The following is an 18,175-nucleotide window of genomic DNA, read 5'->3' as shown; positions in this document are numbered from 1 at the left end:
TTTTTTTATTTTAGTCTGATCTCCGAAACTGAGGTTCCCTGTGCTACCATCGGAAATACATTGTTTTCTTTTCCTACCATCACTTCCAGAAGGTATGCTCCATCATGACTGAGCATTTTTTCGAGGGCAGCTTTTAAATCTTTTCTTTCGGATATTTTTTCACCTTCAATATAATATCCTTTGGCAACTACCACAAAATCAGGGCTTGTAATATTTACGAATGAGTAACGTCTGTCGTGGAATAATTGCTGCCATTGTCTCACCATTCCCAAAAATTCGTTATTGAGGATGAGAATTTTCACTTTTGCCCCAAACTGCATAATCGTTCCCAATTCCTGAAGTGTCATCTGAAATCCGCCATCCCCGATGATTGCCACGACTGTTTTTTCGGGAGCGCCATACCATGCTCCGATAGCAGCCGGCAAACCAAATCCCATTGTTCCCAGTCCTCCGGAAGTGACACTGGATTTTGAACGGTTATACCGGGCGTATCGACAGGCTACCATCTGATGCTGACCGACGTCTGTTGTGATAATGGCGTCTCCGTTAGTAAGCTCGTTTAATACTCTGATAACTTCTCCCATCGTCATGGCGTCTGTAGTGGGATTCAGTTCATTATGTATGACTTCTTTTATTTCTTCTTTTTCCAGTTCGCGGAATTTCTCCACCCATTCTGAATGGTCATTTTCTTCGAGAAGTGCTGTCAATAAAGGGAGTGTTTTTTTACAGTCACCCCAAACAGGAACTGTTGTTTTTACATTTTTATCAATTTCTGCGGGATCAATATCAAGATGAATTACTTTTGCCTGTTTTGCATATTTATCGAGACGTCCGGTAACGCGGTCATCAAAACGCATTCCTACAGCGATCAATACATCGCATTCATTCGTCATTACATTGGGGGCATAATTTCCATGCATTCCCAACATTCCTACGTGCAATTTATGATGGGTAGGCAACGCGCTCAGTCCCATTACGGTAGCCGCTGCCGGAAGATTAATTTTCTCAATAAAAGATTTTAATTCTTCTTCCGCTTTCCCCAGAATTACTCCCTGTCCGAAAAGAACGAATGGTTTTTTGGCCTGATTAATGAGCTGTGCTGCTTTTTCAATATATTCTTTTCTGATCTCGGGTTCGGGACGATAACTTCGGATGTGAGTACATTTTTTATAGCCTAAATAATCGAATAACTGAAGCTGCGCATTTTTGGTAATATCAATTAAAACAGGACCGGGACGACCGGTGTTTGCAATGTAAAATGCTTTGGCAATGGCTTCAGGAATTTCTGTGGCATCGGTAACCTGATAGTTCCATTTGGTAACCGGTGTGGTGATATTGATAACATCGGTTTCCTGAAATGCATCTGTTCCCAGTAAGGAAGCATAAACCTGCCCTGTAATGCAAACTACCGGGTTACTGTCGATCATGGCATCTGCAAGACCTGTCACCAGATTGGTGGCTCCAGGACCACTTGTCGCAAAGACAACGCCCGTTTTTCCTGATACTCTTGCAAATCCCTGTGCTGCATGAACTGCGCCCTGTTCGTGACGAACGAGAATGTGTTTCAGTTTTTCGGAATAATCATATAAAGCATCATAAATAGGCATAATTGCTCCTCCTGGATATCCGAAAACAGTGTCTACATTTTCCTGCAATAAGGCTTCTAAAACTGCTTTGGATCCGGATATCTCAATGGCTTCCGCACTTCGGGTATCTTTCTGTTCATTTATTTCAAGTGTATTCATAATGTTTCAATTTTAATTGTGATTACAGGTCGGTTACGCAGCCCTGCGATGCATCTGCCACAGATTTGGCATATTTATAAAGAACTCCGCTTTTCACTTTGTATTCAGGCTGATGAAAACCGGCTTTTCTTTTTTCAATTTCTTCATCCGACAACAATGCATTGATGGTATTTTTCTCTGCATCGAGCTCAATGAGGTCTCCGTCCTGTATAAGGCCGATCAGTCCTCCTTCAAATGCTTCCGGTGTGATGTGTCCTACAACAAAACCGTGTGTTCCTCCGGAAAATCTTCCGTCTGTAATCAGTGCTACATTTTTTCCTAAGCCGGAACCCATTAAAGCAGAAGTTGGCTTCAGCATTTCGGGCATTCCGGGAGCGCCTTTCGGACCTTCGTTTTTGATAACGACAACGTTTCCTTCTTTGATTTTTTTGTCTTCAATTCCTTTGATGAATTCTTTTTCGCCATCAAATACAATGGCTGTTCCCCTGAAATAGTTTCCTTCTTTACCTGTGATTTTGGCTACCGATCCTTTCTCGGCAAGATTTCCGTATAGTATTCTGATATGTCCTGTTTCTTTGATGGGATTTCTGATATCGTGAATAATATGCTGATCTCTTTCAATAATGGAGGTGACATGTTCGAGATTTTCTGCAATGGTTTTGCCTGTTACAGTAAGACAGTCGCCGTGTAGCAATCCCAGATCCAACAGATATTTCATTACAGCAGGCACTCCCCCTACTTTGTGAAGGTCTTCCATCAGATATTTTCCGCTGGGTTTGAGGTCTGCCAGAAACGGTGTTTCATCGCTGATCCGCTGAAAATCATCCAAAGTCAGATCGTATCCTATTGATTTTGCAATGGCAATAAAATGCAGTACAGCATTGGTGCTTCCGCCTAAAATCATAATCAGTCTCAAAGCATTTTCAAAGGCTTTTGGTGTCATGATATCGGAAGGTTTGATGTCTTTTTCCAAAAGAATTCTGATGTAATGTCCCGCAAATTGGCATTCTTCTTTTTTCTCGCGACTGAGCGCCGGATAGGAAGAAGAATACGGAAGACTCATTCCCAGAGCTTCAATAGCGGAAGCCATGGTATTTGCGGTGTACATTCCGCCACAAGCTCCTGCACTCGGACAGGAGTTTTGAATGACTCCCTGAAAGTCTTCTTCTGAAATTTTTCCGGCAATTTTATTTCCCAGAGCTTCAAAAGCTGAAACGATGTTCAGATCCTGACCTTTATAATGTCCGGGAGCAATACTTCCGCCATAGACCATTATGGAAGGTCGGTTCAGTCTTGCCATAGCAATGAGGGAACCGGGCATATTTTTGTCGCATCCGGGAACGGTGATGAGCCCGTCGTAATACTGTCCTGCGCATACAGCTTCTATGGAATCTGCAATAATATCACGGCTTACAAGGGAATAGCGCATTCCGTCTGTACCATTGGTCATTCCGTCGCTTATTCCTATGGTATGAAACATTAAACCCACCAAATCCTGTTCTTTCACTCCTTTTTTCACGATTTCAGCAAGACTGTTGAGATGCATATTGCAGGTGTTGCCATCATAACCCATGCTTGCAATTCCGATCTGGGCTTTGTCGAAGTCTTCTTTCTGGAAACCAATACCGTAAAACATTGCCTGAGTTGCAGGCTGCGTCGGGTCTTTTGTAAGCGTTTTGGAATATTTGTTCAGTTCTGTATTACACATTTTGCAGGTTTGATTTCAGGTATGAATAATTTTCTTCTACGACCAAATGACGGTAAGCCTGCTGAATTTTAGCTGATAAACTGTCTTCCCAATTCATTCTGAAAGGAATATCATTCAAAGATTCCACAGCGACAATTTCTGCTGCTGTTCCACAGAAAAATGCGGCATCTGCGCCCTGCAATTCCTGCGGTGTAAATAATTTTTCTTCGTACGAAATCCCTAACTGATTACATATTTCGAAAACAGTAGCTCTTGTAATACCGGGTAAGATGTTTCCTTTTTGAGGAGTATACAGTTTTCCGTCTTTTTCATAGAATACATTTGCGCCGGAACTTTCTGCTACATTTCCATTTTCGTCCAGAACAAGTGCTTCATCAAATCCTTTATCTTTCGCTTCCTGACTTGCCAGAATAGAATTTACGTAATGTCCACTCACTTTAGCTTCTATTTTAAATGCTTTCGGATTAGGACGCTGAAAGGAAGAGGTCATAATTCTCAGTTTGTTCGCCAGATAGCCATTATCCCAGTTCCATACTTCAATAACAAGATAGCTTTTCTGTCCTTTTGAAAGGGACATATTGGGAGAACAGATAACTAAAGGACGGATGTAAGCGTTACTCAGATTATTAATTTCCAACAATTTATAAGTAGCCTCTACCATTTCTTCGGTAGAATAATGAAAAGGCATATGCATTGCTTCTGCTGATTTTCTCAGTCTGTCGTAATGTTCTTCTGCTTTAAAAATTTTGGTTCCATTGGCTGTTTTGTAGGATTTAATGCCTTCAAAAACCGCATATCCGTAGTGTAATGATTGACCGTACAAATCGGTCTTTGCTTCTTTTGCTTTTACATATTCTCCATCAAAGAAGAGAACACTGTCGTCATTGTAATACATTCTATATCGTTTTAATTTTTATTTTGGTGTGGTCTTTAAACAAAAAACCATTCTCGTGATGAGAATGGTCTGTATTATTTCAATTTCAAAAATTATCACAAGCCATTGCCCATCACCGAAAATCCGATAATGACAAAAATGACAAGAATAATAATTGAGTTACTCATTTGCTTGTATTTAACGATACAAATGTATAAACTAATTTTGATAAGCAATTACTTTTTCATAAAAATTCCGCCCAAAAATTATCAAAAATCTATAAAAAGCAGTGTTTTTTACGATATTCATTAAAACAAAAATATTCTATAACCTGTTGAATTTCAAATTTTAAAGTGAGATAAAAATACGATGTCTAAAATTTACCTAAAGACTGTGTATTGGGATCGTATTTTTTAAAGTTTTTCTGATTTTTTATCGTCATCAATAAAAAAATCTACCGGATCCGGTAGATTTAGAGTTATATTTTAACCTGAATTCGGGATAAGAAGTGTTTAAATTTTGCTTATCCTTAATTTAACGTGAATGAACTAAGCTATTATTTTTATATTTTAAGTCTGTTTAAACTTTTATTTAACCGCAAAAGTCACAAAAGATCTAATAATTTTTTTATTTAAAGTTGATCATTACAAATGAAAAAGCTCACCATAGTTTTTAAAAATCTTTGATTTTTATTCTTTTGAGCGCTTTGATTATTCTGGAAATTCGCTTTAACATTATCCTTTGTTTTTGCGGTTAATTCTGAAATTAGCTTATCACAAATTTTTTATAATCTTTATTCCGAACTTGGATAATTTTAGGAAATCAACTGAAGTATTTCTCTTTTTATCAGAAATGCACCTGCTGAATTTCTTTTTCAATTTCTTTTGGGGTGTCTTGTTCAGATTTAACGAAAAGAAGAGTGAGAACAGCTCCTAAAACCATACAGATTCCGCCCACTACAATATAATCTATTGCCATTTTACCGAAAATTCTGCTAACAATTGGTCCTCCAAAAACTCCGTTAATGATTTGAGGAATTACAATAAAGAAATTGAAAATTCCCATATAAACGCCCATTTTCTTTTGTGGAATTGAGTCAATAAGCATCGCATAAGGCATTGCCAGAATACTTGCCCATGCAAAACCTAATCCTACCATGGAAATCCAGAGGTAATTTATGTCTTTTATAAAGTACATGGAAATCAGCCCGAAACCGCCACTTGCCAAAGCCAGCGCATGAGTCTGTTTTTTTCCTATAAATTTGGCAATCGGTGTTAATGCAAACGCAAAGAAAATGGCGTAGAGATTATAACTTCCGAACAGGCTTCCCGTTAAATCTCCGGCTTTATTAAATTCCACTGAATGGGTATCTTCCGGGGAAAGCCCGAAATGATGCGTCGCCAAAGCACTGGTTGTAAAAACCCACATGGTAAATAATGCAAACCATGAGAAAAACTGAACAATTCCCAGTTTTTTCATCTGTGAGGGTGCATTGGCAAAATCTTTGAAAATATCCGACATTTTGGATTTTTCTTCTGCGATTTGCTTTCCGCCTTCAAATGAAGCAAATTCTTCAGGAGAATATTCTTTGGTGGTAATAATTGTATATAAAATTGATAAAATAAGTACGGCTGCTCCGATATAAAAAGAATAGATGACATTATCTGCAACAAAACCTTTCGGAGCTTCATTAGAAATTCCCAGTTTGGTAAGCCAGTTTGGTAAATCCGAACCAATCACCGCTCCAATTCCTATCAAAATTGTCTGAACAGAAAAACCAATCGTCGCCTGATGTTTTGGCAGCATATCTCCCACCAAAGCACGGAAAGGTTCCATTGCCACATTGATAGAAGCATCCATCATTGCCAGAAAAATAACCGCCATCAGTAAAACGTTTGCAGCCATCATTTGTGTTGCAGAAGCGGCATTGGGAAGCATTACCAATCCGATGGCGCATAAAACAGCTCCTATTAAAAAGTAAGGTTTTCTTCTTCCCAGCGGACTCCATGTATTATCTCCCATGTGACCGATGATCGGCTGAACGATTAATCCTGTTATCGGCGCAACGAGCCAGAACCATGATAACTCATGAACATCAGCTCCGAAATTTGCCAAAATCCGGCTTGCGTTTCCGTTCTGCAGACCAAAAGCCATCTGGATTCCTAAAAATCCCATGCTCATATTGATGATCTGAGCCATGGATAAATTCGGCTTTTTTACTTTTCCAAATTTTCCTGCATCTGCTTTTCCTACAATTTCTGCCATTATTTCTTCAGTTTTTGGATTAACATCTCTTCGATTGGTGCTTTTTCAGCGACAACTTTGTCTACCACTTCATTTGGAACGGTTACAGAGAGTACGTACTGTTTTACTTTCCAGATTCCGTTGATTTTTTCCACCACTCCTGAACCGCGGCAGATTTTCATCTGGGTATTTAGTAACTCATCAAACCACGCCAGTTTTCCGTCTTTGCTGAAGTAGATATTTCTTTTCAGGGAAGTAAAATTCCATGTTTTCTTTTTATCGAAATAGGGTTTAGCCCAAACCATAAAGGCTTTTTTGTCCCAGACTTCTGTAGCATCTGTCCCGATAAAAACAGATTCGTCGGCAAAATAATTAAAGTAAGTGTTGAAATCTGCTTTTGCTGCTGCGACATTAAATCCGTCGAGCATGGTTCCGATTTCTGTTTTTTCTTTATCGAATTTTGACTGAGCAGAAATGGATGTAAAACTCAATACAAATAGGATGAATGTAAAGAATATTGTTGTTTTTTTCATGTATAATTTTATTTTTAAACACAAGCGACACTAATTTTTTCACGAATGACACTAATGATTTTAGTGTGAAATTTGTAAAACATTTGGGTTATCCGTGTTTTAATTCAATTCAATAACCATAGATGATTTTGCAGGGATTTTAAAATTGTCCTTTACCGAAAATTCTTTGCCGGAAATGATGTCTTTACCTTTTGAAAAACCGTTCAGAGATTCTGCGAAATGCTTCACGTCTATCGTTTGTTCGGCATCATTATTATTTAAAATGACCATTACGCTTTCTTTTTCGTTGTATCTAAAATACACAAAAACATTATTCTGCGGAACGAAATTTTTGGTTTTTCCTGTATGAATGACTTCTTTGCCTTTTCTCCAGTTCAGCAACTTCTGGGTAAAATCGTAAAATTCTTTTTGCTCAGGAGTCTGAGTTGAAGGATTGAAAGCATTGATCTTATCTGATTTCCAGCCGCCCGGAAAATCTCTTCTGATATCTGCATCGCCCCCTTTGTTTTTGTCGCCGCGCATTCCCACTTCAGAGCCATAATACAACTGTGGAATTCCGCGAACTGTTGATATTAAGGTCATGGCAAGTTTATATTCCGCAGGATTTCCGTTGAAAACTTCGTTAAATCTTTCGGTATCGTGATTTTCAAAAAACACCAAAAGATTGTTGATATTCGGGTACAGGAAATCGCTGGTAAACACATTGTATAATTTTACCATTCCGGAATCCCAACTGTCTTTTTCTTTCAAGGCTTTCGGCAGATCAGAATACAGCATAAAATCCATTACAGAAGGAAGGTTTGAATTATAACCTGCTAATTCTGCAATTTTAGAATCTTTTTGCCATGCTGCAATATGTGCACTGGAATACAGCCATGCTTCTCCTACAATATTGAAATTAGGATATTCATCTGTAATGGCTTTTGCCCATTTTGCCATCGCATCTTTGTCATTGTAAGGATAGGTATCTACCCGAAAACCACCCAATTCGGCATATTCGATCCACCAGATTGCATTCTGTGTTAAATATTTTAAAACCAATGGATTTTTCTGGTTAATATCGGGCATTGTCGTATCAAACCAACCGTCCAAAGCTAATTTTTTATCCACCTCAGAAGCGTTTGTATCAAACTGAGTGGTTGTTTTATAGTTGGAACGTTTAAATCCATTTTCTCCATCGCTGAACCAGTGAATCCAGTCTTTTGTAGGCAGATCTTTGATCATCCAGTGCGAAACTCCCCAATGATTGGTTACATAATCCATCACGAGTTTCATTTTTCTCTGATTCAGTTTTTGGGAAAGTTCTTTATACTCTTCGTTGGTTCCGTAACGCTGATCGATTTTGTATAAATCTGTCTGTGCATATCCGTGGTAGGAATATACTTTTTCGTTGTCCTCATTAACGGGAGTAAGCCAGACTGCTGTTGCTCCAAGGTTCTGAATATAATCTAAATTGTTGATGATCCCGCGCAAATCTCCTCCATGTCTGCCGTTAGGAAGATTTCGGTTTGCTTTTTCGGTTAAATTCGGGCTGGAGTCGTTTTTTTCATCGCCATTTGCGAAACGATCAGGCATGATGAGGTACATCACGTCTTTGGAAGAGTATGATTCTCTGTTTGCTGAATTTGGATTTCTCTGCTTCAGTTCATACGTGTAAGAACCTAACTTTTTCTTTCCGCTTTTTATATTGATGTTAAATTTCGGAACGTTAATTTCATTGGTATTAACGGTGACAAAAACATAGTTCGGATTTTCAACTTTCTGAATATCTTTGATCTGAACACCGTCTGAAAGCTCAATTTCGTTTTTGGCAATATCTTTTCCATACACCAGAATCTGAAGTTCCGGGTTTTTCATTCCTTTCCACCAGAATGCAGGTTCTACTTTATCGAGAGGCTTTTGTGAAAAAGCAAATGCCGCTGCGGATAATGTTATGATTGTATATATTTTATTCATTTATATGTTTTACTGAGAATTTATTTAATCTTATTAATTTTCTGTTCATTTTTTTTCGGAATATCCAATGCAGAAGAGGGTTTCCCCTTTATTTACTGGCGGGGTTCCCACTTTGTATAAAATAGTTCCTTCCGAGTCTGAGAATATGTTCTGCTTTTTGTTTCCAAATTCGTCGGTAATGTATCCTAAAAGCTGTTTTTTTCGAACTCTGTCTCCGCTTTTGAGGTGGCTGTAAAAAATTCCGCTTTCCGGAACTTTAATGTAATCCTGCTGATCCAGAATTATTGTGTTTTTTCTTTTTTGGATTTTTATTTTTTCTTCTTTATAATTCCCTGTGTATTCTAACATATTGTAGACTGCTCTTTTTATGATTTCTACATTTTCTCTCTGTACAGTTCCGAGTTTACCGGCTTCTATGCTTAATGCAGTTATTCCCTGCTGTGTTGCCTGCTTGAATGCGTATTTTGCAGGATCAGAAGGTGAAAGGTTGTAAGGATAAGAAACTATGTGTCTTATTTGAGAACGAAGTGATAAATCATAAGCCTTCTTTGTGTTTTCAGGGGTGTCTTTTCGATTATAGTAGCAGATAAAGGGCAGCAGATCTTCGTTTGCATCTCCCCCATGAATATCAAGAAATACGGTTGAGTTTGAAATTATTTCTCTGGCGATAAGATGAGCTATCTGATCCGTGGGTGTTCCGGCTTCTGATCCCGGAAATGCATTGTTTAGATTTTTATTATCTAAAGGGTTGATGAATGGGGTACGTTTTTGAAATCCTTCAACATTGGCTATCGGGACGATGATTAGTGTTCCTTTTAGTTTTTGGGGATCAATTTCTTTTATCATTTCCTGAACAGCAATGATAGGAGGATATTCGCAGCCATGAATTCCTGCTACAATAGTAAAAACGGGATCTTTTATTTTTCCTTTCATTATAATTACCGGTAAATGAGTTTCTTTTGAATCACTTTTAACCGATAAAACAGTATCTTTTCTGAATGCTCCTTCATTTTTTAGAATCTGGCTGATGCTTTGTGCAAATATTAATTGTCCTGTTGTTATCATCATCAGCAAAACTGCTTTCTTCATATTTTTCATATAATTAAAGATAATCAAATTATCATAAATAATAGCAGCTAAGTACTTGCTATTATTTGTTTCTTTAATGAAAATTAAATTAATCTATCTATTTTCTGCCAAAAAAATTCCTTAAAGGAAAAATACCTTTAAGGAATTAGCAGTTTCTGTATTATTTATTTTACAGGTTTGATAGAGATGGCAAAACCTCCGCTTCGTACCATTTTAAAATTAATTTTAGATTTGCTTGTGATTTCTTTTTTGTAGATGTTATAGCTTTGAGGATTGTTGATGTAATCCGCATCTTTTCCATCTTCGTAAATGGTAGCTTCATATTTTTTACCTTTATCTAAGAAAGAAAAATCTACAGTGTAATCTCGTTTGTTTTCATCGGTAATTCCGCCCACGAACCAGTTTTCAGTTCCTTTTGCTTTTCTTGCCGTGATGATGTAATCTCCCGGCTCTGCCGATAAAATTTTTGTATCGTCCCAATCTGCTGCAACATCTTTGATAAACTGGAAGGCGTCCATGTGCTTTTTGTAATTTTCAGGCAAATCTGCCGCCATCTGAAGAGGCATATACATTACCACATAAAGCGCTAACTGTTTTACTAAGGTTGTTTTTACGAAACGCTTGTCTCCGGGGAAATAGTAATCCAGTTTTGTCTGGAAAATTCCCGGCGTGTAATCCATAGAACCTCCCATCCATCTTGTAAACGGAAGAATGGTCTGATGATCGGGATTATTTCCTCCGAAAGCTTCATATTCCGTTCCACGCGCCGCTTCCGCAGAAATGTAATTCGGATACGTTCTGCTTTCTCCTGTAGGACGTACAGATTCATGAGAATTCACCATAATTTTATATTCGTTGGCTTTTTCAGCAATTCTGTAAAAATGGTTGATTGTCCACTGAGAATAATGATGTTCTCCTCTTGGAATCATATCTCCTACGTACCCTGTTTTCACGGCATCATAACCGTACTTGTTCATTAACTGATACGCTTTATCCGTCCATCTTTCGTAGTTCGTTGCAGAACCTGAAGTTTCGTGGTGCATGATCAGTTTGATGCCTTTGGAATGTGCGTAATCGTTTAACATCTTGATGTCGAAATCAGGATAAGGAGTGATGAAATCGAAAACAAATTCTTTTGAGTGACCAAACCAGTCTTCCCAACCAACATTCCAGCCTTCAATCAAAAGTCCCTGAAAACCGTTTTCTGCAGCGAAATCTATATATTCTTTCACTTTTGTATTGTTGGCTCCGTGTTTTCCGTTAGGTATCAGTTTAGAAAAATCTGTTACACCAAGACGTACATTCGATTCCGGCTGTCCGTAAGCCCACTGAGATTTTCCGATGATCATTTCCCACCATACTCCCATGTATTTTGTTGGGTGAATGTAAGAAGTATCGGTATATTTTGTTGGCTCGTTAAGATTAAATAGCATTTTAGAATCCATCACCTCTTCTGCTTTCGGAGCAACGATAATGGTTCTCCAGGGAGTTACGGAAGGAGTCTGAATGTAACCTTTCGCACCCTGTCGGTCTGCTGTAAGATGTGTTTTTAATTTAAAATTCTGTGCATCAACTTCTAAGTGAGAAGCCGGATAATCTAAAACGGCAGCTTCAGCTACATTGATGTATAATGGCTCTTTTCCTTCCTGCTTCAACATTACCGGCGACTGAACGGCATTTTTAATTAAAGTCTGCGAAGCGTTTGCATCTGCAGCTTTTGGCCATCTTGCAGGAATTTCAGAAAGTTTTGTTTCCTGATACTGGTATTCCTGAGAATCATAATCTGCAACAATCCACCAGGATTTCATATCTGTAGGAAAATCAATTTCAGAATCTTCTTCTCTGATTACGAAATAGTTGAGATTTTTCTGCTGAGGAAATTCATATCTGAAACCTAAACCATCATTAAACAGTCTGAATTTCACCACGATATTTCTGTCTGTGGAAGTCTGATTAAGCGTTACCGCCAATTCATTGTAATGATTGATATAGTTTTTCTTTTCTCCTAAAACCGGCTGCCACGTTTCGTTCTTAGCATCACGCTTTTCATCCACTTTTGTAAAACCGTTGTTAAGATCGAATTTTACATCTTCCGGTTTTGCAATTTCTGAGGCGAATTTTATTGAAGTATCTTTAAATAATCTGAGTCCCAATTTGGAATCTTCAACGATCGTTTTCCCGTTATATTTAAGATTGTAATAAGGTACGCCCTGTTTCAACTGGAAATCCATTTCGAACTTCCCATCCGGCGATTTTAAAGATTGTGCATTAACACCCGCAAACATCATAGAGAGCATGATTGCTCCTGCTGTAATTTTCTTCATAATGACTATTTATAGACTTTAAAAATAAAGAAAGTGTTGCCGAAAAGCAACACTTTGCTATGTAAAATTCAATTTAAAATTATTATTGGAAACAAGATTTGATTAATTCGCTGGAATTACAGAGAAATCACCTGTCATATCATTAAAATAGACATTATAATTAAATGTTGTTGCTAAAGGGATATTTCCTCCACCCAATAACGCTGTTCCAAAGTACTGCTGAGATAATCCCCAGTTTGTTCCCCAATCATGATTAGCTCTGAATTTAAATTCTCCAGAACTTAGCATTACATTTTTCTTCACCCATACATGAGGATCAAAAGTAGACTTTTCTAAATCTAAATCTGTAGACCATCCTCCGGCTGCAGGACCAATTAAAGAAATAGATGTATATGTAGTTGTTGAAGGTGTTACAGCCGTAACGGTATATGTTAAAGAAGAAATATTGATAGTAACTTTATAATATCCTGAACCAGTAATAGTAATATTTCCAGAACCACCACTTGTACTTAATACTCCTGCAGACGAACCCATTCCGTACTGTGGATCCCAAGCTCCTGGAGTTTTAATAATTTTAAATCCTCCCTGTGCAAAATAGCCTGTGTAAGTATAGATATTTGGGTCTGATGATTTTAGTAACGGATAAATTTTTGCATTTGTCGCCACGTTGTCCCATGCTCCTGCTGTAGCATCACCTATTAAGTATAGATCTGTATAAGTATAAATAGGACCATTAATAAATGGTGTAACTTTTAATGAAATTACATTTGAATAGTGAGTTTTACCAACAGCCGTTGACTTTATCCTAACCTCAATATCTGTAGCTGTGACAGAAGTTACTCCTAATCCTAAAATTATATTGTTAAGATCGTTTCCAATCATACTGTAGGATTTAGCTCCTGCTGAAAGCTCAACAATTTTTGGAGCTGCAAAATTAGTTCCCTTAAGCGCAAACTGCAATTGATTAGTAATTTGAATAGGAACCCCAAAATCTGAGTTTACCCAATTAAATGCAACAGCCTCATTGGCAGACTGATTATTGATTAAAACAACTGAAGTTTTATTTGCAGAAACTGTTGGATCCGTCCCATCGTTTACAACAGCTAAATCTTCATCTTTTTCACAAGAAGAAATAATAAATGCTACTGCAAACAGTGTGAATATTTTAAATAAATGTCTCATTTTTAAAAAGTGTTTTTTGTTAATATCCAGGATTCTGAATTAAATTTGGATTCGCAATAATATCTTTAGCCGGAATAGGATAAAGATTTCTAAAATCTTCTACCGCTTTACCATCTTTTACCCCACCTTTCCAAGGCCATAAATATGAAGCTGTTGTAAATTTACCGTATCTGATTAAATCTGTTCTTCTGGTCATTTCCCAACCTAGCTCTCTGCCTCTCTCATCTAAAATATAATCTGTATTGATTGATGAAACTGTAGGTGCACCGGCTCTTGTTCTTAATGCATTTACATATCCTAGTGCTGTAGTTATATTTCCTCCACTTCCACCTCTTAAAGTAGCTTCAGCATACATTAAATAAATATCAGCAAGCCTGAATATAGGAATATCTGTATCACAGAAATTTCCTGATGCGTCAGACCCAGCTACACCCCCACTTGTTAAATTTTTAAATTTAATAAAGCCATAACCGTCAGTGAAAACTCCCAAGTCATTTATTTCTAAACTTTGTCCGTTTGTATAAAAATTACCTCTTTGATCAGCTGGCGTTCCTGAAAATAAGTTTACATAAGCCTTAGTCGTTCTTAGACCTCCCCAGCCTCCGCTAATTCCGAAGTTTGAAGCTGGCATACTTCCACCCACGCCAGCATGGATAAGATATGTTGTCCCTCCAGATGTACGAATGTGAATTCCATCAAATGCGACTGGTAAGATAACTTCTGGATTATTTTTATCATTATCAGCTAAAAATAAATCTCCATATTTTGTTTTTAAAGAATATCCCGCTGCAATTACTTTATTACAATATGTGATACAATCTGTATAGTGATTAGATCCGTTATAAATTCCAGAATTTAAATATAATCTTGCCAATAATGACCATGCCGCCGCCTTATCTGCTCTAGCATATACATTAGTTTTGGGATCTTTCAACTCTCCAGCTACTGCAAGCAACTCACTTTCAACAAAATTAAAAAGTTCTGCACGTGTAATTCTTTTTGGAGGGGTTACAGATCCTGGTAAATAACTTTCATCTACAAAAGGTACATTTCCAAAAAGGTCTAAAGCATAATAATAAGATAGTGCTCGAAGATATCTTACCTCTGCTCTCATATACTTTGCTTCAGTTAAATTACTTCCTGTAATATTATTTGCAGCCAACTTTTCATCAGTTACATTTCTTAAGAATTCATTACTAGTTGCTATTTGTGTAAAAATTCTATAATAAGCACCTTCAATAAATTCACTAGAAGAATCCCATGTCATTTTATGAATTGTTTGTAATGTTCCATCATTCCAAGCAATAACCGCTTCGTCAGTAGGCAAAGTCTGTAAAGTATAAAGAACTCTCGTATATTGTGAAAAATTTCCATCAATACCATTAATATCAGAATTTCCACCATTCGAGGATTGTCCTCCGTTGGCAAAACCACCATAAATTTTAGCTAAAGCCATCGGATAGTTTGTAAAATCAGCAAAAACACTGGCGGAAGTAACATCTGTAATTGGAATCTGTTCTAAATCATTCACACATGATGTTGCAGTAAAAATACTTAATAAAGCTGCAACTGCTATTATATTTGTTTTAAATTGTCTCATTTTAATTAAAATTGAAAGTTAAATCCTAATGAATACACCTTTGGCATCTGATAATATCCATTATCAATATTCCCGAAAACTTCAGGATCTATTCCAGAGTATTTAGTAATAACAAAAACGTTTTGAAGCATTGCATATACTCTAATGTTACTTCCTTTATAAAAAACATCTTTAAAATTATAACCAGCATTTACATTATCCAGCCTGAGGAAAGATGCATTCTCTACAAATATATCTGAATTATACTGAGGGCTGCTGAATCTGTAATTAGCAGCACTAGAATACACATTCTGTAAATAATTATTGGTAGTTAAAGACTGAATTGAACTATTTGAAGCGGCATTATTATATACATAATTTCCTAAAACAGCTCTGGCACTAAGTCCGATATCCCAATTGTTATGAGTAAATTTTGTATTGAATCCCAAAATAGCATCTGGTTGCGTGGATTTATAATAATATCTGTCGTTCACATCAATTTTTCCATCTCCGTTTCTATCAACATATACTCCATCTAAAGGTTTACCGTTAGAATCATAAACCTGCTGGAAAACATAAAAAGCATTAGGTTGATATCCTACTGTATGTGCCTGAACCGTATTGTTAACGCCACCATCAATTCCTCCTACTAAAATTCTGTAAGTAGAATCTGCTCCATTAATCAATTTAGTAATTTTTGATTTGTAGTGTGTAGCATTGAATGACACTTCCCAAGTTGTATTCTCTTTTTTAATAGGAATAATCGTAATTGAACCCTCAATACCTTTTGTCTGCATATTGCCTACATTTAAAAGATTATGATTGCTTAAATCTCCCGCAGCAATCGGAGAATCTACAATAAGATCTTTAGTATCTTTCTGATAGATATCGATTGATCCTGTAACTCTGTTTTTAAGGAATCCAAAATCGATACCCGCATTTTTTGTAGTAGTTGTTTCCCAACTTAAATTTGGATTATAAATTTCAGGTCGCATCATGAAAAAAAACTGATCTCCAAATTGATATTGTGCTCCATCAAAACTCATATTATAAGCTGCATATGCCGGATAATTTCTAGGCTTGTTTGTATCCAGAGTAGGAAGTTCTTGCTGCCCTGTAACTCCCCAACCTGCTCTTAATTTTAAAGCATCAATACCTTTATCTTTTAAGAAGTTTTCTTCATTTATTTTCCAAGCAACCGAAACTCCTGGAAAATTACCCCATAGATTACTCTTTGTTCCATTATAGAATCTTGATGATCCATCTCTTCTGATGGATGCAGAAATAATATATTTATTAGCTATTGTAAATATTCCTCTACCATAAAAAGACAATAGAACATTTTTGGTCTCAAAATTTGAAGTAGAAGTATTTTGACCAGTTCCTTTAAACGTTACAGATCCCGGAATGCTAGTATAAAAATCTTGATAAGAATATCCTGCAGTTAAATCAATTGTCGTAGAGATAGAATTAATTGTTTTTAGATAGCTAAAATAAGTTTCTAACAATTTATTCTTTTTTTCCATTGAATAATTATTGTATGTTCCCAAATCTGCAATTCCTGCTCTGTAAATAGGACTTACTGTTTTTGCGCCATCACTTTTAGAATAATCATAACCAGCATTTACATTAAAATGTAAATCAGGTAAAAAATGTAATTTATAGTCTAATTGAATATTACCTAAACCTCTCCAAGCGGATGATACATCATGTATTCCATCTATAAGACCTAAAGGATTCGAAGTACCATTAACGTTTAACCCTGTGTTTGTATTATTTGGATCGGTCCACTCATAATAGCCACCATATTTTGGATTACCTGAATAAACTGGCTGAGTAGGATCAAAATAGGTAGCTGCTTTAATAACTCCAGAATCTACAAATCTATTATCTGTAAAAGTTCCTTTTGCATTAATATTAACAGATAGATGATTGTCTAAAAATTTAGGATTCAAATTTAATCCCACAGACGTTCTTTTAAAAGAATTGGTTTTAACAATACCATTCTGATCATTATAACCAATAGATAAACGATAAGGCAGCCATTTTACACCTCCTGAAAAAGCTAAATTATTATCAGTTCCCCATGCATTCTGATAAATTAAATCCTGCCAATTTGTATTGGCAGATCCAAGACGAGATGCATTTACAGCAACTGCAGGATTTGTTTTTGCAATCTCATTTACAAAGGATCTATATTCATCAGCATTAAGAACATCCACATTACCCATCTTCGTAGAAACAGATGTCATAGTAGAAAAATTAACTTTAAATTTACCCGCTGTCCCTTTTTTTGTTGTAATTAAAATAACACCATTAGAAGCTCTATTTCCATAAATAGCTGTTGCAGAAGCATCTTTAAGAATATCAAACGTTTCAATATCATTAGGATTAATTAATGATAAAGGGTCTGAAATTCCATTGATTCCAACGAAGTCCTGCGGAACTCCATCAATCACAATCAAAGGTGAGTTTTCCCCATTCAATGAAGATGTTCCTCTAATTCTAATTTTAGTTCCCGATCCTGGAGCTCCACTGCTATTAGTAATCTGAACACCTGGTGTTTTTCCTTGAATCAATTGTCCGGCAGAAAGTGCACCACCATTAAAATCTTTCGCTGTTACTGAAGTTATAGACCCCGTAAGATCCGTTTTCTTCTGTTTACCATACCCAATCAAAACAACCTCTTCTATTTTTTTCTCTTTCGTAGCAGAGTCTTTTGTTTGCGCATGAATCATTGTACTTGCCAATAAAAATGCAGGCGCAATTTTTAATACCGTTGTAAAGTTTTTCACAATATTTCTTTTATATAGTTTCGTTCTTGTTAAATAAGCATTCCTGCTTGCGTTGCAATTTATAAAAAAATTATAATTATGATAAATTTATTTAAAATTAACATAAATTTATGTATATTAAACGATCCATTTAAGTTAAATATTTA

The 18,175-nt window shown here is 36.5% G+C and carries 11 protein-coding genes; all 11 read right to left on the bottom strand.

Going from position 1 to position 18,175, the window contains the following annotated elements:
- Window positions 1-5 precede the first annotated feature (5 nt).
- Window positions 6-1,745 (bottom strand): biosynthetic-type acetolactate synthase large subunit, encoded by a 1,740-nt coding sequence (gene ilvB / locus QWT87_RS16600; RefSeq protein WP_302717350.1) that lies wholly within the window; start codon window positions 1,743-1,745, stop codon window positions 6-8.
- 22 nt (window positions 1,746-1,767) lie between these two features.
- Window positions 1,768-3,453 (bottom strand): dihydroxy-acid dehydratase, encoded by a 1,686-nt coding sequence (gene ilvD, locus QWT87_RS16595; protein WP_302717349.1) that lies wholly within the window; start codon window positions 3,451-3,453, stop codon window positions 1,768-1,770.
- Entirely contained in the window at window positions 3,446-4,348 is a 903-nt protein-coding gene (locus tag QWT87_RS16590; protein ID WP_302717348.1) for a branched-chain amino acid transaminase, read from the bottom strand. Before QWT87_RS16590 ends, ilvD begins: the two co-directional genes overlap by 8 nt.
- 825 nt (window positions 4,349-5,173) lie before the next feature.
- Window positions 5,174-6,592: an MFS transporter gene (locus QWT87_RS16585; RefSeq protein ID WP_302717347.1), complete on the bottom strand. Its 1,419-nt coding sequence runs from the start codon at window positions 6,590-6,592 to the stop codon at window positions 5,174-5,176.
- On the bottom strand, window positions 6,592-7,104 hold the full coding sequence (locus tag QWT87_RS16580) for a nuclear transport factor 2 family protein (RefSeq protein ID WP_302717346.1): 513 nt from the start codon (window positions 7,102-7,104) through the stop codon (window positions 6,592-6,594). The genes QWT87_RS16585 and QWT87_RS16580 overlap by 1 nt, the downstream gene beginning before the upstream one ends.
- A 99-nt stretch (window positions 7,105-7,203) precedes the next feature.
- Complete coding sequence (locus QWT87_RS16575) at window positions 7,204-9,060, bottom strand: glycoside hydrolase family 13 protein (protein WP_302717345.1); 1,857 nt, start codon at window positions 9,058-9,060, stop codon at window positions 7,204-7,206.
- A gap of 45 nt (window positions 9,061-9,105) precedes the next feature.
- Entirely contained in the window at window positions 9,106-10,149 is a 1,044-nt protein-coding gene (locus QWT87_RS16570; RefSeq protein ID WP_302717344.1) for a succinylglutamate desuccinylase/aspartoacylase family protein, read from the bottom strand.
- Between the two features lie 164 nt (window positions 10,150-10,313).
- Window positions 10,314-12,473, bottom strand: coding sequence for a glycoside hydrolase family 97 protein (locus tag QWT87_RS16565; RefSeq protein ID WP_302717343.1), 2,160 nt, complete (start codon window positions 12,471-12,473; stop codon window positions 10,314-10,316).
- A gap of 102 nt (window positions 12,474-12,575) precedes the next feature.
- A complete protein-coding gene (locus tag QWT87_RS16560) occupies window positions 12,576-13,655 on the bottom strand; it encodes a SusE domain-containing protein (RefSeq protein ID WP_116098171.1) in 1,080 nt (359 codons plus the stop codon).
- Between the two features lie 19 nt (window positions 13,656-13,674).
- Window positions 13,675-15,255, bottom strand: a complete 1,581-nt coding sequence (locus QWT87_RS16555; protein WP_271246875.1) for a RagB/SusD family nutrient uptake outer membrane protein — start codon at window positions 15,253-15,255, stop codon at window positions 13,675-13,677.
- A gap of 5 nt (window positions 15,256-15,260) precedes the next feature.
- Window positions 15,261-18,029: a SusC/RagA family TonB-linked outer membrane protein gene (locus QWT87_RS16550; protein WP_302717342.1), complete on the bottom strand. Its 2,769-nt coding sequence runs from the start codon at window positions 18,027-18,029 to the stop codon at window positions 15,261-15,263.
- Between the last annotated feature and the right edge of the window lie 146 nt (window positions 18,030-18,175).

The sequence above is a fragment of the Chryseobacterium urinae genome (genome assembly GCF_030518295.1).
In the GTDB taxonomy this organism is placed as follows: domain Bacteria; phylum Bacteroidota; class Bacteroidia; order Flavobacteriales; family Weeksellaceae; genus Chryseobacterium; species Chryseobacterium mucoviscidosis.
This window is presented reverse-complemented; position numbering and strand designations above follow the sequence as displayed.

Bases quoted from the DNA above. Each gene is read 5' to 3' on its own strand.
- ilvB (WP_302717350.1), bottom strand. From the start codon at position 1,745: ATGAATACACTTGAAATAAATGAACAGAAAGATACCCGAAGTGCGGAA.
- ilvD (WP_302717349.1), bottom strand. From the start codon at position 3,453: ATGTGTAATACAGAACTGAACAAATATTCCAAAACGCTTACAAAAGAC.
- QWT87_RS16590 (WP_302717348.1), bottom strand. From the start codon at position 4,348: ATGTATTACAATGACGACAGTGTTCTCTTCTTTGATGGAGAATATGTA.
- QWT87_RS16585 (WP_302717347.1), bottom strand. From the start codon at position 6,592: ATGGCAGAAATTGTAGGAAAAGCAGATGCAGGAAAATTTGGAAAAGTA.
- QWT87_RS16580 (WP_302717346.1), bottom strand. From the start codon at position 7,104: ATGAAAAAAACAACAATATTCTTTACATTCATCCTATTTGTATTGAGT.
- QWT87_RS16575 (WP_302717345.1), bottom strand. From the start codon at position 9,060: ATGAATAAAATATATACAATCATAACATTATCCGCAGCGGCATTTGCT.
- QWT87_RS16570 (WP_302717344.1), bottom strand. From the start codon at position 10,149: ATGAAGAAAGCAGTTTTGCTGATGATGATAACAACAGGACAATTAATA.
- QWT87_RS16565 (WP_302717343.1), bottom strand. From the start codon at position 12,473: ATGAAGAAAATTACAGCAGGAGCAATCATGCTCTCTATGATGTTTGCG.
- QWT87_RS16560 (WP_116098171.1), bottom strand. From the start codon at position 13,655: ATGAGACATTTATTTAAAATATTCACACTGTTTGCAGTAGCATTTATT.
- QWT87_RS16555 (WP_271246875.1), bottom strand. From the start codon at position 15,255: ATGAGACAATTTAAAACAAATATAATAGCAGTTGCAGCTTTATTAAGT.